Source organism: Rhabdaerophilum sp. (assembly GCF_046092605.1).
In the GTDB taxonomy this organism is placed as follows: domain Bacteria; phylum Pseudomonadota; class Alphaproteobacteria; order Rhizobiales; family Beijerinckiaceae; genus Rhabdaerophilum.
Window position 1 is genome coordinate 1 of sequence record NZ_JBJTDY010000162.1, and the last position, 15,441, is coordinate 15,441.

Annotated in this window: 16 protein-coding genes; 13 read left to right on the forward strand and 3 right to left on the reverse strand. The window is 64.6% G+C overall.

Annotated elements, in window-relative coordinates:
- Positions 1–31 precede the first annotated feature (31 nt).
- Both ACKODO_RS12570 and rplQ read left to right on the forward strand, forming a co-directional pair.
- Positions 32–1,048 (forward strand): DNA-directed RNA polymerase subunit alpha, encoded by a 1,017-nt coding sequence (locus ACKODO_RS12570; protein ID WP_408983794.1) that lies wholly within the window; start codon positions 32–34, stop codon positions 1,046–1,048.
- A 90-nt stretch (positions 1,049–1,138) separates the two neighbouring features.
- Complete coding sequence (rplQ, locus tag ACKODO_RS12575) at positions 1,139–1,561, forward strand: 50S ribosomal protein L17 (protein WP_408983779.1); 423 nt, start codon at positions 1,139–1,141, stop codon at positions 1,559–1,561.
- 57 nt (positions 1,562–1,618) lie between these two features.
- Here rplQ and ACKODO_RS12580 read toward each other — a convergent pair whose 3' ends face one another.
- Positions 1,619–2,056: a BLUF domain-containing protein gene (locus tag ACKODO_RS12580; protein ID WP_408983780.1), complete on the reverse strand. Its 438-nt coding sequence runs from the start codon at positions 2,054–2,056 to the stop codon at positions 1,619–1,621.
- Between the two features lie 52 nt (positions 2,057–2,108).
- Here ACKODO_RS12580 and ACKODO_RS12585 point away from each other — a divergent pair, with 52 nt between their 5' ends.
- The 10 genes from ACKODO_RS12585 (at position 2,109) to ACKODO_RS12630 (ending at position 12,172) form a co-directional block, all read left to right on the forward strand.
- Positions 2,109–3,548 (forward strand): Do family serine endopeptidase, encoded by a 1,440-nt coding sequence (locus ACKODO_RS12585; RefSeq protein ID WP_408983781.1) that lies wholly within the window; start codon positions 2,109–2,111, stop codon positions 3,546–3,548.
- Between the two features lie 2 nt (positions 3,549–3,550).
- Complete coding sequence (locus ACKODO_RS12590) at positions 3,551–4,834, forward strand: replication-associated recombination protein A (protein WP_408983782.1); 1,284 nt, start codon at positions 3,551–3,553, stop codon at positions 4,832–4,834.
- Between the two features lie 230 nt (positions 4,835–5,064).
- Positions 5,065–5,445: a fluoride efflux transporter CrcB gene (crcB, locus tag ACKODO_RS12595; protein ID WP_408983783.1), complete on the forward strand. Its 381-nt coding sequence runs from the start codon at positions 5,065–5,067 to the stop codon at positions 5,443–5,445.
- A gap of 30 nt (positions 5,446–5,475) precedes the next feature.
- Positions 5,476–6,555, forward strand: a complete 1,080-nt coding sequence (locus ACKODO_RS12600) for a pseudouridine synthase (RefSeq protein ID WP_408983784.1) — start codon at positions 5,476–5,478, stop codon at positions 6,553–6,555.
- 453 nt (positions 6,556–7,008) lie between these two features.
- Positions 7,009–7,512 carry a hypothetical protein gene (locus ACKODO_RS12605; protein ID WP_408983785.1) on the forward strand — a complete coding sequence of 168 codons (504 nt, stop codon included), beginning with the start codon at positions 7,009–7,011 and terminating at the stop codon, positions 7,510–7,512.
- Positions 7,513–7,550: 38 nt separating this feature from the next.
- Complete coding sequence (locus ACKODO_RS12610; protein ID WP_408983786.1) at positions 7,551–8,213, forward strand: HAD-IA family hydrolase; 663 nt, start codon at positions 7,551–7,553, stop codon at positions 8,211–8,213.
- A 50-nt stretch (positions 8,214–8,263) separates the two neighbouring features.
- Positions 8,264–9,061, forward strand: coding sequence for an ATP12 family chaperone protein (locus tag ACKODO_RS12615; protein ID WP_408983787.1), 798 nt, complete (start codon positions 8,264–8,266; stop codon positions 9,059–9,061).
- A 7-nt stretch (positions 9,062–9,068) separates the two neighbouring features.
- Complete coding sequence (locus tag ACKODO_RS12620; protein WP_408983788.1) at positions 9,069–9,626, forward strand: hypothetical protein; 558 nt, start codon at positions 9,069–9,071, stop codon at positions 9,624–9,626.
- A gap of 57 nt (positions 9,627–9,683) precedes the next feature.
- The gene (locus ACKODO_RS12625) at positions 9,684–11,210 is read left to right on the forward strand and encodes an acyl-CoA carboxylase subunit beta (protein WP_408983789.1); all 1,527 of its coding nucleotides are present in this window, start codon (positions 9,684–9,686) and stop codon (positions 11,208–11,210) included.
- 110 nt (positions 11,211–11,320) lie between these two features.
- Complete coding sequence (locus ACKODO_RS12630) at positions 11,321–12,172, forward strand: universal stress protein (RefSeq protein ID WP_408983790.1); 852 nt, start codon at positions 11,321–11,323, stop codon at positions 12,170–12,172.
- On the opposite strand, the gene ACKODO_RS12635 is transcribed toward ACKODO_RS12630, so the two are convergent.
- Together ACKODO_RS12635 and ACKODO_RS12640 are read right to left on the reverse strand one after the other, a co-directional pair.
- Positions 12,166–13,341 carry an FAD-dependent oxidoreductase gene (locus tag ACKODO_RS12635; RefSeq protein ID WP_408983791.1) on the reverse strand — a complete coding sequence of 392 codons (1,176 nt, stop codon included), beginning with the start codon at positions 13,339–13,341 and terminating at the stop codon, positions 12,166–12,168. The genes ACKODO_RS12630 and ACKODO_RS12635 overlap by 7 nt on opposite strands.
- Positions 13,342–13,350: 9 nt before the next feature.
- Positions 13,351–14,481 (reverse strand): dipeptidase, encoded by a 1,131-nt coding sequence (locus ACKODO_RS12640; RefSeq protein ID WP_408983792.1) that lies wholly within the window; start codon positions 14,479–14,481, stop codon positions 13,351–13,353.
- A gap of 336 nt (positions 14,482–14,817) precedes the next feature.
- On the opposite strand from ACKODO_RS12640, the gene ACKODO_RS12645 reads away from it, so the two are divergent.
- On the forward strand, positions 14,818–15,210 hold the full coding sequence (locus tag ACKODO_RS12645) for a hypothetical protein (protein WP_408983793.1): 393 nt from the start codon (positions 14,818–14,820) through the stop codon (positions 15,208–15,210).
- The last annotated feature ends 231 nt before the right edge of the window (positions 15,211–15,441 follow it).

A 15,441-nucleotide genomic window follows, 5' to 3' on the forward strand; every position in this document is an offset into this window, starting at 1 on the left:
GGCCGTTCCGTATCCGTCGAGAGGTTTGCACGTGATCCAGAAGAATTGGCAGGAACTGATCAAGCCGAAGAAGCTCGAGGTCACCCCGGGCGACGATGCCGGCCGCGTGGCGACCGTCGTGGCCGAGCCGCTCGAGCGCGGTTTTGGCATGACGCTCGGCAATGCGCTGCGTCGCGTTCTGCTGTCCTCGCTGCAAGGCGCGGCGGTCACCGCGATCCATATCGATGGTGTGCTGCACGAATTCTCCTCGATCTCCGGCGTCCGCGAGGACGTGACCGACATCGTGCTGAACGTGAAGGACATTTCGCTCAAGATGGGCGGCGATGGCACCAAGCGCCTCATGCTTCGCAAGCAGGGTCCCGGCGTCGTGACCGCCGGCGATATCGGCGTGACCGGCGACATCCAGGTCCTGAACCCGGAACTTGAGATCTGCACGCTCGATGACGGCGCCGAGATCCGCATGGAACTCCATGTCACCGGCGGAAAGGGTTATGTCCCGGCCGAGCGCAATCGTCCGGAAGACGCCATGATCGGCCTCATCCCGGTTGACAGCCTGTTCTCCCCGGTGCGCAAGGTTTCTTATCGCGTCGAGAACACCCGGTCGGGCCAGATCCTCGATTACGACAAGTTGACCATGACCATCGAGACCGATGGTTCGGTGAGCCCGGAGGATGCGCTCGCTTTCTCGGCGCGCATTCTGCAGGACCAGCTCGACATCTTCCTCAATTTCGAGGAGCCGAAGAAGCAGGAGGCCGCTCCGGCCATTCCGGATCTCGCCTTCAACCCGGCCCTGCTGAAGAAGGTCGACGAGCTCGAACTTTCGGTCCGTTCGGCGAACTGCCTGAAGAACGACAACATCGTCTATATCGGCGACCTCATTCAGAAGTCGGAAGCGGAGATGCTCCGCACCCCGAATTTCGGCCGCAAATCCCTCAACGAGATCAAGGAAGTTCTCGCGCAGATGGGCCTGCATCTCGGCATGGAAGTGCCGGGCTGGCCGCCGGAGAACATCGAAGATCTCGCCAAGCGCTTCGAAGAGCATTACTGAGCCTTTTCCGCCTCCCGGTCGCGGAGGCGGGACAATCAAGAAACGCAGCCATTCCTTGACACGGTGGCTGGCTGAAATGGAGTAAGGTCCATGCGTCACGGTTTCCGCGGTCGTCGCTTCTCGCGCACCTCCAGCCATCGCAAGGCGATGTTCGCCAATCTTGCGCAGGCTCTCATCAATCACGAGCAGATCGTCACCACGCTGCCCAAGGCGAAGGATCTTCGTCCGGTCGTCGAAAAGCTCGTGACGCTCGGCAAGAAGGGCGATCTCACTGCCCGCCGCCAGGCGATTGCCGAACTGCGCGACGCGGAACTCGTGAAGAAGCTCTTCGATGTGCTCGCCCCCCGCTACGCTTCGCGCAACGGTGGCTATACGCGCGTGCTGAAGGCCGGCTTCCGCTACGGCGATTCCGCTCCGATGGCCGTGATCGAGTTCGTGGATCGTGATGTCGATGCCAAGGGCAAGGCCGACAAGGCCCGTGCCGCCGAGAAGGCTCCCGCCGAAGCGGCCTGATGCGCTGACCCTTCCAGGGTGATCAAGGCGGCCTCGGCCGCCTTTTTCGTGCCCGGATCATCCCTTGGCGCTGGTTTCGCGCAGGCGCTGCGCCTCGTGCATGGCGCAGGCGATGATGCGGTCGAACGGAAAATCGAGGCGGTCGGGCGGGCTCGGTTTTATCATCGGTGAGAGCGGCAGGTTGTAGAGGGGTTCGACCGTTGACCCCATCGTCCATTCGCCGAAGAGCCTCTCGCGGGCCACGCGAATCTCGACCAGCCGCACATTCGTGTGCCGGTGATCGAACAGGATGCGTCGGAACAATCCTGTGATGGCCGCGGCTTCTCCCTCGAGTACTTGCGCGAACCAGTCGCCACCGACCAGCAGGAAGCCGCTGAGACCGGCTTGACTGTTGTGCCTCCGGGCCGTTTCAAGAATTTGCGCGATATGAAGCGATCCCGCTTTCGATGCTGGATCAAAGGTCGCGGAACTGGTGTAGACAAGCTGAGTGATCAATCGGCAGATTCTCTCCCTGGCACAACCGTGGCATGTTCAAGGTTATGAAGTCATGAAGGGCACAACCTGTAGATTAGGGTGTTGGCGGATTTTTTCCGCATTGCTGGTCCTGGCTTGCCTCGGTATGGGGCAGGCCCATGCACAGGGTCCTCTGGATTTCCTGCGCCGTGGCGAGGCCCGCCCGCCCGCGAGCAAGGCCGAGATCAGCCTGTCCTTCGCGCCGGTGGTAAAGAAGGTCGCGCCGGCAGTGGTGAACATCTACGCTTCCCAGCGCTCGAATCGCGCGCGCAACCCGTTCGAGGGCGATCCTTTTTTCGAGCGCTTCTTCGGCGGCGCGCCGGAGCGCGCGCGTCAGTCCGTTGGCTCGGGCGTGATCCTCGCCAAGGATGGCCTCGTGGTCACCAACAACCATGTCATCGAGGGAATGAACGAGATCAAGGTCTCGCTGGCCGATCGTCGGGAATATGAGGCGAGCCTGGTTCTCCGGGACCCCAAGACCGATCTCGCCGTGCTGAAGCTGAAGGGCGGAGCGGATTTCCCCTTCCTCGATCTTGGCAATTCCGATGAACTCGAGGTGGGCGATCTCGTGCTCGCCATCGGCAACCCCTTTGGCGTGGGACAGACCGTGACGCAGGGCATCATCTCGGCGGTGGCGCGCACCCAGGTCGGGATTTCCGATTACCAGTTCTTCCTGCAGACCGATGCTGCCATCAATCCCGGCAATTCCGGCGGAGCACTGGTGGATATGGCGGGTCGCGTGATGGGGATCAATACGGCGATCTTCTCGCGTTCCGGCGGTAGCCACGGCATTGGATTTGCGATTCCCGCCAATATGGTGGTGGGCGTTCTGGCCAGCGCACGCGAGGGCGGCGGCGTGGTGCGCCGGCCCTGGTTCGGCGCGTCGTTGCAGCCGGTGACGCCGGAACTGGCGGAAACGCTGGCGCTCTCGCGCCCCGTCGGCGCCCTTGTTGCGAATCTTGTGCCCGGTGGCCCCGCCGAGGCGGCGGGCCTGCGTCGCCTGGATGTCATTACCAAGGTCGATGGCCATGCGATCGATGATCCCGATGGCTTCGGCTTCCGCTTTGCGACAAGGCCCGTGGGCGGCACGGTGAAGATGGTGATCCTGCGCGCGGGCAAGACGCAGGAGGTGACCGTGGCGCTGAAGGGCGCGCCGGAAGTGCCCCCGCGCCAACCGGTGACGGTTGCCGCTGCCTCGCCGTTTCGTGGCCTCACGGTTGTGAACAACTCGCCCGCCACGCGGGAGGAATTCTCGGTCAGCGGCATGGATGACGGGGTGATCGTGAGCGCGGTCGAGGCCGGCTCCACGGCCGAGCAGGTCGGTTTCCAGCCGGGCGACGTGCTGCTGGCGATCAACGGCCAGCGCCTGTCGGACACGGCCTCGCTGGACCGTGCCGCGCGCAGCCGCACCTCTCTGTGGCGCATCGTGTTCAATCGCGACGGGCAGACGCTGACCACGACCCTCGGCGGCTGATTATGGAAGCGCCCGCGCGGCCCCTCGCGGATCGCCTGCGCCCGCGCGATGTGGGCGATCTCGTCGGGCAGGAGCACCTCACCGGCGAGGGCGGTGCCATCGCGCGCCTGCTCGAAGCGCCAGACCTTCCCTCGCTGATCCTCTGGGGTCCGCCGGGCACGGGCAAGACCAGCTTCGCCCGCGCGCTCGCCGCAAGCCGCCCGGCCTATGCCTTCGAGCCGATCTCGGCGATCTTCTCGGGTGTCGCCGACCTCAAGAAGGCCTTCGAGGCCGCGCGCCTGCGCTGCCAGACGGGGCAGGGCACGCTGCTTTTCGTGGATGAGATCCACCGCTTCAACAAGGCGCAGCAGGATAGCTTCCTGCCGGTGATGGAGGATGGCACCGTCACGCTGATTGGCGCCACGACCGAAAATCCCAGTTTCGCGCTGAATTCCGCGCTTCTTTCCCGCGCGCGCGTGCTTACCTTCCGCGCGCTGGATGAGGCGGCGCTGGAGCTGCTTCTCGCGCGCGCCGAAGCGAATATGGGCGAGCCCCTGCCGCTGACAGCGGCGGCCCGCTGCGCGCTGCTCGGCATGGCCGATGGCGATGGCCGCGCGATCCTCACGCTCGCCGAGGATGTCTGGCGGGCGGCGAAACCCGGCGAGGTGATGGATGAGGCCGCGCTCGCGGCGGCCCTCCAGCGTCGCGCCCCGCTCTACGACAAGGCGGAGGAGGGGCATTACAATCTCGTCTCCGCGCTCCACAAATGCGTGCGCGGTTCTGATCCTGATGCCGCGCTCTATTATTTCTGCCGCATGGTCGAGGCGGGAGAAGATCCACGTTTTCTCGCGCGGCGCCTGGTGCGGATGGCTGTCGAGGATATCGGCCTCGCCGACCCGCAGGCGCTGATCCATGCCCGCGCGGCAGCAGATGCTTTCGAACAACTCGGTTCACCCGAAGGTGAACTCGCGCTGGCCAATTGCGTTCTCTATCTTGCGACAGCGCCGAAATCGAATGCAGCTTATGTCGCCTTCAAGGCCGCGAGCCGGGTCGCGAAGGATGCGGGATCCCTGATGCCGCCGAAGACCATTCTCAACGCGCCGACCAGGCTGATGAAGAACGAGGGCTATGGTTCGGGCTATGCCTATGACCATGATGAGCCGCATGCCTTCTCAGGGCAGGATTATTGGCCGGAAAAGCTGGGCCGCCAGAATTTCTACCGGCCGCCCGAACGTGGCTTCGAGCGCGAGATCCTGAAGCGGCTGGAATTCTGGGAGCGTCTGCGGAGGGAGCGCAGAGGTGAATGAGCGGGCGCGTCCTTGCCGGTGAAACCTCGCGTTCTCATCGTGATGGGGATCATCCCACCGGCTGCCGGCCGAGCCGGTGGCCGCATCCTGGCTCGCCTTTGCGAGGATCGCGAGGGCGTCGTTCCTGCGCGGTGCCTCGAACCGGGCCCGCTTCGGCTTGCTTCATCGCGTGAAGCGGGAGTCCGTGTTCAACGCTTGCCGCCCGCTTCTTCGCCTGTCACAAGGGCCGGATGCAAACGGCTTTTCTCATCTTTCTCGGCGGGGGAGCGGGTTCCGTGCTGCGCTGGCTCACGGGGCTGGGCGCGACGCGGCTGTTCGGCACGGGCTTCCCGATGGGGACGTTGGCCGTGAACCTCGTCGGCTGCTTTCTGATGGGCCTTCTGGCGCGCCTGCTCCTGCCGGCTGATGCGGGCGGGGTGGATGCGCGCTTCCTGCTGATGACGGGCGTGCTCGGGGGCTATACGACCTTCTCCGCTTTCGCGCTGGAAGCCGCAGGCCTGTGGATGCGCGAGGCGAGCGGCCTGGCGCTGGTTTATGTCGGCCTGTCGGTGATGGGATCGCTGGCGGCTGTGGCGCTTGGGCTGTGGCTCGGCGCGGGATGGGCGAGGTAATCATGGCAGGAGATTCATGGCAGGAGAATCATGGCCGGCGTTACAACCCGTCACGTGAAGGACGATGAAACCGGGATGCGGCTTGATCGCTGGTTCAAGGCGCATTTCCCGGATCTCGCTTTTGGTCACCTTCAGAAGCTGCTTCGCACCGGGCAGGTGCGGGTCGATGGCGCGCGCGCCAGGGCCGAGACGCGCATCGAGCCGGGGCAGGTGATCCGCATCCCCCCGATGCAGAAGCCCGAACTCCTGGAAGCCCCGCGCGATGGCATCCGCGAGGCCGGCCCAAAGGGCGGGGATACCCGCATCTCCGCGCCGAAGGGCGAAGCGACTGCGCGCCCCGTTTCCAGCCGGAAAATGGCGGATGATCTGGAATTCCTGAAATCCATCATTCTCTATGAAGACCGCGACATGATGGTGCTGAACAAGCCGCATGGCCTCGCGGTGCAGGGTGGTTCGGGCACCACGCGGCATGTCGACGGCCTTCTGGAGGTGATGCGCGACAAGGATGGCCAGAAGCCGCGCCTCGTGCACCGCCTCGACAAGGATACCGCTGGCTGCCTGATCATCGCGAAGACGAGGCTTGCGGCCTCCACGCTGGCCGCAACGTTCCGCTCGCGCGCGGCACGAAAGATCTACTGGGCGCTCTGCTCCGGCGTCCCGCGCGTGAAGCAGGGCCGTATCTCGACCTGGCTCGCCAAGGGCGAGGACGAATATGGCGACCAGAAGATGAAGGTCGCCCGGCACGGTGACGAGGGCGCCGATCACGCGCTGACCTATTATGCCGTGGTGGAAACGGCGGGCCAGAAGCTCTCCTGGCTGTCGCTGAAGCCGGTGACGGGGCGCATGCATCAGCTGCGCGTGCACGCCGCCGAGATCGGCCATCCGATCATCGGTGATCCGAAATATTTCAACCGCGAGAACTGGGAATTGCCCGGCGGCATTCAGCAGAAGCTGCACCTTCTCGCGCGGCGCATCGTGATCCCCCATCCGCGCGAGAACAAGATGGTGGATGTCTCGGCACCCCTGCCGCCACATATGCAGCAGAGCTGGAACCTGCTTGGCTTCGATACCTCGAGCTATGACCCGATCGAGGATGCTCCGGAGAAGTGAGCCGCTGCAGCGGCCCACAACCTGGCCCACAGCTTCACGCTAGAGCATCCGCCCGCCAAGTGGATACCGGTTGGCGGAAAAAGCGGATGCGAAAACAAGAAGAGTAAGCGCCAGATCTGATTCAATCAGATCGGTTTGCGCTCTAAGCCGCGCGGCCGAAACTCGCCTCTGCGCGCCAATCCGGGTCGCAGGAGGTGGAGAGGAGCGGAGGACCGATCTCTTGGTTCGAGAGAATTTTCTTTCAACATGGCTTTGAATGGTATTTTGTTCTGAAACAAAGTTCCTGATTGGAAAAATCATGTTGATCGATAGGTTTGGGCATGGCGCGATCCGGCTTTTCCGCCCGGAGCCATCCTGTCCAGGATTTCAGATCGGCGTCATGTTCCGGTGAAATCCGCTTCGGCAGGATGGGGATCGGTTCTTTTGATCATCATCACTCGAAGGGGGTAATCCATGACGATGAATTCCGTGTTGCGCAAAGCGGCTCTCGGCGCGAGCCTCACCATTCTGATGGCCGGTTTCGCGCTGGCGCAATCCGCCCCGCCTGCACCGGCACCCGCCGCGCCGGCGATGACCCAGCGCCAGATGATGGAGGCTTGCAGGGCCGAAGTCAGCCGTGAACTGCGCGGGCCGGAGCGCCGCGACGCCCTGCGCCAATGCGTGGAGAAAAAGCGCGAGAGCGCAGGGCTCGACCGCCGTGAGGATCGGCGCGCCGGGCGCGAGGCCCGCCGCAGCGAGCACCGCGCGCAGATGCAGGAATGCCGCAGGGAATTCGCCGAACAGAAGCTGACCGAAAAGGAACGCCGCGACGCGGTGGAGGGTTGCCTCGCGAAAAAGGACCCGCATTTCGCGAAGATGGTCGAATGTCGCAAGCAGTCGGAGGAAAAGAAGCTGGAGCACGGCTCCCGCGCGTTCCACAAGGCCATGCGCGATTGCATGGGGCCGCGGCGCGGCTGAGGCTGGAAACCAACGGGGGAAGCGTGTAAGCGGCCGGGATGGCCAATCGCACGCTTCTCCTGTTCGACCTCGATGGAACCCTGCTCGAGTCCGCCGAGATGATCCTCGAATGCCAGCGCCTGGCCTTCACGGCCATCGGGCTGCCGGTGCCCTCGCGCGAGCGGGGGCTTTCGATTGTCGGGCTCTCGCTGCGCGAGGCTTTCGTGGAACTCGTGGGCGAGCATGGCCCGGTGGAGGAACTGGCCGAGGCCTATCGGCAATCCTTTCACGCGCTTCGCACGCAAGGCGCGGAGCTGGAACGGCTGTTCCCCGGCGTGAAGCCCTTGCTTGCCGAGCTGGCCGCAAGCGAGCCACATTGCCTTGGCATCGCCACGGGCAAATCGCAGCGCGGCGTGCGGGCCGTGCTCGGGAGCTATGGCTGGGAGGGTGTCTTTCGCACCATCCAGACCTCGGATGACGCGCCATCGAAGCCCCATCCCGGCATGATCGAGAATGCCTGCCGGGAGACGGGCATCGCGCCCGAGCGCACCGTGATGATCGGCGACAGCTCCTTCGACATGAAGATGGCGAAGGCCGCCGGAGCCCATGCCATTGGCGTGAGCTGGGGCTTCCAGGGCGTCGATCTCCTGCGCGAGACGGGTGCCAACGAGATCGTCGAGGATATTGACGCCCTGAGCACGGCGATTGCCCGTTTCGGCTGAGACGATCGCACCGGGTGACAGGCGCGCGCGGTTTGGCTATCCCCTGAGCCATGAGCAACGATTTCATCCGCGACTGGTTCGATGGGGGGCGAGACCCCGCGCAGGATGATCCCGTCCGCGCGGCCCGTCTCGGCATGAAGCCGCCCCTGCCGAAGCGCTTCTACGGGGATGTGAGCATCGGCGAGGTTGGCGGGCGTCACGCGGTGTTGCTCGATGGGCGGCCGGCGCGCACCAGGGGCAAGGCTATTCTCGCTGGCCCGAATCTTGCCGTTGCCGAACTGCTTGCGGCGGAATGGGCGGCGCAAACCGCCGAGATCAACCCCGCGACCATGCCCGCGACGCGCATCGTGCATGCCGCGCTCGATTCCGTGGCGCAGGCCATGGATGAGGTGCGGGCGGATATCCTGAAATATGCGGCCTCCGATCTTGTCTGCTATCGCGCGGGGGATCCCGTGCGGCTTGTGGAGCAACAGAAGCAGCATTGGGACCCTGTGCTGGCGCATATCCGCGCGCGTTACGGCGCGGGTTTTCTTCTGTCGGAGGGAATCACCTTCGTGAACCAGCCGGGGGAATCGCTGGAGCGGCTTTCGCCGCGGCTTTGGGCCGTGAGCGAGCCGATCGCGCTTTCCGCGCTGCACGTGCTCACCACGGTTTCCGGCTCCGCGCTCATCGCGATTGCGGTGGCGGATGGCGCGCTTGATGCTCGGGCCGGTTTCGATGCCGGCGAATGCGATGCCGATTACGAGGCGAGCGTCTGGGGCATCGACGAGGAGACGGCGGAGCGGCGTGCCCTTCGCCTCACGGATTTCAAGGCCGCGACGGCGCTTCTGCTTGCGATGGGAGGCTAGGATGGGCATGGCGAGGCGGATCATTCTTCACCTCGCATTGCTGGCTATCATGCCGGTTGCACGCGCGCAGCAGCCGGATGCGAGCGCGGCAGATTGCAGCGATCTCGGGAGACGCTTCGAACGGCTGGTCGCGGTTTACATCGACGCGGCCAGCGTGATGGTCAATGAGGCGGGCAACATTCCCAAAGCGCTGGAAATGGCTCGCAAGCGCGCTGTCGCGGGCGATGTGCAGGCCACGGTTCCCATGACGGGCCTTCCTTGGCTGATGCGCTCCCATGCCGATCGCTACACGGTGGCGAGCGTGCGGCAGATCTGCACGCTGGCGGAGCGCAACCGATTGCCGATCCACATCGCGACCTGCGCCTATTTCACCGCCTTGAACCCGCTTGGCGAGCGCGAGGGGAAGCGCCAGCTTGTCGAGCGCGGCATCGCGGCTTTCGAGGCTCTCCCGGCGGAGGCCTTGCGCGGAGCCTTTGCACCGGCCCACCTTTCGCAGGATGTCGCCTTCCTCAAGGCCTGCCTCGTGCAGGATCGGGCGAGCGCTTACGACTTATCGCCCGTTTGACGGCCGCGATCGCTTCCGATTATCGCTATTGCCAGTCCGGCCGGGGAGGGCCAGCGCATGAAGCATATTCTCGACAAGCTCGAAGCGCGCCGCGCGGAGGCCCGTCTCGGTGGCGGCGAGAAGCGCATCGCCGCCCAGCACCAGAAGGGCAAGCTCACCGCGCGCGAGCGCATCGAACTGCTGCTCGACGAGCATTCCTTCGAGGAATTCGACATGTTCGTGCAGCATCGCTGCGTGGATTTCGGCATGGACAAGGCCCCGAAATCGCCGGGCGATGGCGTGGTGACCGGATGGGGCACGGTCAATGGCCGTACGGTCTTCGTGTTTGCGAAGGATTTCACTGTTCTCGGTGGCTCTCTTTCGGAGACGCATGCGCAGAAGATCCACAAGGTGCAGGACATGGCGCTGAAGATGCGCGCGCCGATCATCGGGCTTTATGATTCCGGTGGCGCGCGCATACAGGAGGGCGTTGCGAGCCTTGCGGGCTATGCCGAGGTTTTTCGCCGCAATGTGGAAGCCTCGGGCGTCATCCCGCAGATCTCGCTGATCATGGGGCCTTGCGCGGGCGGTGATGTCTATTCGCCCGCCATGACCGATTTCATCTTCATGGTCCGCGAGACCTCCTATATGTATGTCACCGGCCCGGATGTGGTGAAGACGGTGACGAACGAGATCGTCTCCCACGAGGAACTCGGCGGCGCGTCCATCCACACCACGAAATCCTCCATCGCCGATGGCGCCTTCGACAACGACGTGGAAGCCTTGCTGCAGGTGCGCCGGCTCATTGATTTCCTGCCGGCGAACAACCAGGCCGGCAGCCCGGAATGGCCAAGCTTCGATGACCCGGCGCGTGTGGAGAACAGCCTCGACTCGCTCGTCCCCGACAACCCGAACAAGCCCTATGACATCAAGGAACTCATCCTGAAGGTCGTGGATGAGGGCGATTTCTTCGAGGTCGGCGCGAAGCACGCCGGCAACATCGTCACCGGCTTCGGCCGCATCGAAGGCCGCACGGTGGGGTTCGTGGCGAACCAGCCGATGGTGCTCGCGGGCGTTCTCGACAGCGACGCTTCCCGCAAGGCCGCGCGCTTCGTGCGCTTCTGCGACAGCTTCGAAATTCCGATCGTGACCTTCGTGGATGTGCCGGGCTTCCTGCCGGGCACGGCGCAGGAATATGGCGGGCTGATCAAGCATGGCGCAAAACTGCTTTTCGCCTATAGCCAGTGCACCGTGCCGCTCGTCACCTGCATCACGCGGAAAGCCTATGGCGGCGCCTATGACGTGATGGCCTCGAAGCATATCGGCGGCGACGTGAACTATGCCTGGCCCTCGGCGCAGATCGCCGTGATGGGTGCCAAGGGTGCAGTGGAGATCATCTTCCGCGGCGGCACGCCCGAGGAAATCGCCGAGAAGACGAAGGAATACGAGGACCGCTTCATGTCGCCCTTCATCGCGGCCGAGCGCGGCTATATCGACGAGGTGATCATGCCGCATTCCACGCGCCGGCGCATTGCCCGTGCGCTGGCCTTGCTGCGCACCAAGAAGGTCGAGCGGCCCTGGCGCAAGCACGATATTCTGCTCTGAGCGGAACCGGGGCCGCGAAAGCCGCCTGCCCGGCCCGGGGCCTTGATCCAGCGCAGGGAAGGTTCCTGCTTGACATGCGATCAGTGACATGACCGCGCAAGGAGGAGCCCATGTCCCGCAGGATCTCGCCCCTCTCGTCCTTGTCCTGCATCATCCGGCTGACAGAGGAAGGCTCCTCGGTCGCGGTCCGGGATGCGATCACGCTCGCCGCGCCTCGGGATGCGCATCTGCTCGTCACCATCGTCGCCGCGAAGGCCAGCGTTCCTTTTTCGCCCATCGGGGCGGGCTATGTCGGGCCCATGGTCGAGGAGATCAACGAGAAAGTCAGGATCAGAGGTGCCGCGCTGGCGGAATCCTTGCGCGAGAAGCTGCGCCGTGACGGCGTGAATGGCACCGTCCGCCTGATCCTGAACCATGTGGACATCGTCACGGAGGAGGCTGTGCGGCTGGCGCGCGCAACCGATCTCGTCGTGCTCGATCAGCCCGGTGCCGCACTGGACACAAAGGACCTCATTCTGGAGGAGGCCCTGTTCCATTCAGGTCGGCCGATCCTCGTCGCGGTCACCAGGAAGACCATGGCGGTCCATCCAAGGCGGATCGTCGTGGGCTGGGATGGCTCCGCCCACGCCGCCCGTGCCGTGGGTGATGCGCTGGCCCTGTTCCCCAGCATCGAGATGGCGGAAATTGTGTCCGTGGATGGCGAGAAGGATCTCTCGAATGCGCTGCCCGGCGCGGATCTCGCCCGGCATCTTGCCCATAAGGGGGTGACGACGACGCTTGCCTCGCTTTCGGCCAGGGGCACGAGCGTGGGCTCGGTGCTCGATGGCCATGCCATCCGCGCCGATGCCGATCTGATCGTCATGGGCGGCTTCGGGCATTCCCGCCTGCGCGAATTTCTGTTCGGCGGTGTGACGGTGGAGCTGACCGAGGGCGCATCTGTGCCGCTGCTGATCGCCTACTGACGCAGATCGGTCAGCAGCGAGAGCGCCTCGCGGCGCAAGGCGGGCAAAAGCCCGATGAAGCGCAGGGCCAGCGGCAGCTTGAAGAGTTGCCAGCCTGTCGGCCGGGTCACCAGCGTCTCCATGCGTCGGGAAACCGCGAGGCTGGCGCGCGTCCGCGCCACGCGATCGCGCTCCCATCCACGGAAGAGCGTGCGGGATTGCTCATCCCTTCCGGAGGCGAGCACCTTGATTTCCTGACTGGCCACATCGTTGATGATCTCGGTCAGCGTCACCGCATCCTCGATGCCGAGATTCATGCCGCGGCAGCCGAGCGGCAGGTTCTGATGCGCGGCATCCCCGATAATGGCTGCCCGGCCGTTGATGCGGCTTTCGGTGTTGCGCTGCACCGCATCGAACCAGGCTTGCCAGTGAATGCGGCCGGCTTGCCAGTGATCAGGGATCATCTCCCGGACATCCGCCGCGAGGCACATCACCCGGTGCCTGCCATGCCCCATGGGGATGCGGATCAATGTCGGCGCTTGCCTGGCGATGCGGATCTCCATGCGGTTCGGATCGGCTTGCTCGCCGAGATCGATATCGATCATGCTCCATTTCGAAGCCGGGGCGCTGCCCTTCAACTCGAAATCGAGCATCTTGCGCAGATCGGATTGCGCGCCATCGGCTCCGATCAGCCAGGAGACGTGGCAGGTCTCGTAGGCATCGCCGGTCTTGAGCTGGACGTCACCGCCTTGCGGGTTCATCGTCGCTTGCACAAGTTCCGTGCGCCGCTCCACCACGACGCCCATTTCCCGCAAGGCATCCGCCAGAATGCGCTCGGTAAGGTTCTGCGGAACGACCAGCAAGCCCTTGAGCTTGTGCGGGAAGAAATCGAATTCCAGTTGCGCCTTGGGCTTGCCATTGATGGTGAGTTTCATCCCGCGCACAACGTGCCCGACGCCGAGGAGCTTTCCCGCGAGGCCCGTATCGTGCAGCTGCGCGAGCGCATTATGGCTCATCAGCAGCGCGCGGCTCTCCGCGTTCGGGGACGGGTTCCGGTCGATGATGCGCACCGCATGCTTCGCCTGCGCGAGCTTGAGCGCAGCCGTCAGCCCGACCGGACCCGCTCCGACGATGAGCGGCTGTCCGGCTTTCTGCCGGGCGGGTGGTGTGGTCCGGGGTTGCTCGGCCATGGTCGGTCGCTAGCCCGAGTGCCGGATGTCCGGTCGGTGCAGCGCCCGCCAGACCCGCTCGAAATTGCCGCCGGCGAGCATTTCCAGCTCGCGTGTCTTCCATTTGCGGCGGATGAGTTCCGCGAAGATCCTCGGAAAGGTCGAGGCATCCTCGAGGCCCGGCGGCTTCGGTCCACCATACAGATCCGAGCCGATGCCGATGGCCTCGGCCCCGATGAGATTTTTCATGTGGTCGAGGTGGTCGCAAAGCCATTGCACCCCGTCGCGGGTGCCGAAATGGGCGAAGGCGGAACGCTTGGTCTCCTGGTAGGCGGTGCGGTTCATGTCGGGCAAGGCCTTGCCGAACCTGTCCATGGCCGGCCGCATTGCGCTGTAGACCTCCGGCGACAGGAAGACCGGCACGAAGGTGGCCATCACCATGCCGCCGCCATCGGCGATGCGCCGCATCACGTCATCGGGTGCGTTCCGCGGATGCGGGCACAGCGCATGCGCATTGGCATGGCTGATGATGACGGGCCCCGTCGCCACGTCCATCACGGCATGCTGGGACAGCGGGGAAACATGCGCGAGATCGATGATCAGCCCGAGGCGCTCCATCTCGCCGATGATGGCCCGTCCGAATTCGTTGAGCGGCTGCTTGCCGGGCACGTCCGTGGCGCTGTCGATGAAGGGCAGGGTCTCGTTGTGGCAAAGCGTGACGAGCCGGATGCCCATGGCGTGGAACAGCCGCAGATGGGCGAGGTTGTCCACGCCCACAAGGCCCTCCACCGCCTTGAGAAGGCCGATCTTCCCGGCCTTGCGGGCTCGCGCGATGTCGCGTGGCTCCAGCACTGGATGGAAGGCTTCCGGCCAGGCCTGCTCCATCTGGAGCATGACGTCGATCACCTCGAGGCGCGCGCACAAGGGATCGTTCTCGGCGGTCGGAATGAAGGCCGTGAAGATTTGCGTCGCGACCTGGCCCGCGCGGAGCTTCGGAATATCGGTATCATGCTCGGGATGCTCTCGCGCCAGATCCCAGACCCGCGCGTCACCCCGGGCGTCGCGGTGGCGCCAGATGACATAGGGGAGATCATTAGGCCCGTCGACGAGGCGGGTGCGTTCGAGCAGCCGCGCGGCCCGGTTCTCGGCCGAATATGCCATGTGTGCGATTCCTGCTTGCACTCCCCAGCCTTCTTTTCGCATGCGGGGGGGCAGGCTGCAAATCGGGAAATCACGCGCGCTCGAGGGCGTTCCACTGGGTCTCGTTCACGTTTTCTTGAGGCGAAACGATTCACCGGCCGCAAAACAGCCCGATTTCCGCAAGGTTTGCGCAACAATTGCAGCGCCATTCTTGGCAGGACGAGAGGCGCGAAGCCTCCGCAGGGAAGACGACAAACAATCGGCGCGGCGGGGATCGGTGATCGCATCCGCCGCCATTCGGGAACCGGGAGCCGCGCCTTGCCGCGCCGTCTCCTGAATAAGGCAAGGGAGCCGGAAATGGCGAGCCCCGCGAAATTCGAACCGAGCGCCGTTCTGGAGGCGCTTGCGCCCGCATTGCATCACGAGTTGCATCTCGATCCCCGCGGCTCTGGGGCGGTCGGCTCGCGCGAGGAAGCGGAATATCTGCTCATGCTCGATCATTCCGGCGCCGAATCGGGTCCGGAATGGCGCGCCTTCCTCATCGAGGCGCTGGTGGGCTTTCTCGTCTGGCAGCGCCAGCCCTTCGGCGAAATGAGCGAGACCGATCTTGAATGGTTCCTCGGTCTCGTGGCCGATGCGCCATCGCCTGCGCTGCCGGCTCTGCTGTTCGCGCTGGTTCGCGAGTTGAACGATGCGCCGGAGCGCCTGATGGTGCTGGCATTGAAGCATGCCGAGGGGCGAACTCTCTAAATTCCGGCCCGCGACACCGGGCCTCTGCGCGCTCCCGGCTCGACCAAGGTTGAGCTGTTGCACGGATTTACCACCGCCCCGGCAGGGTCTCCCCCGCCCGTTCCGACGGGTCTTATGGGAATGCGGGGCGGTGGTAAATCCGTGCAACAGCTCAACCTTGGTCGAGCCGGGAGCGCGCAGAGGCCCGGTGTCGCGGGCCGGAGTTTAGAGAGTTCGCCCCTCGGCATGCTT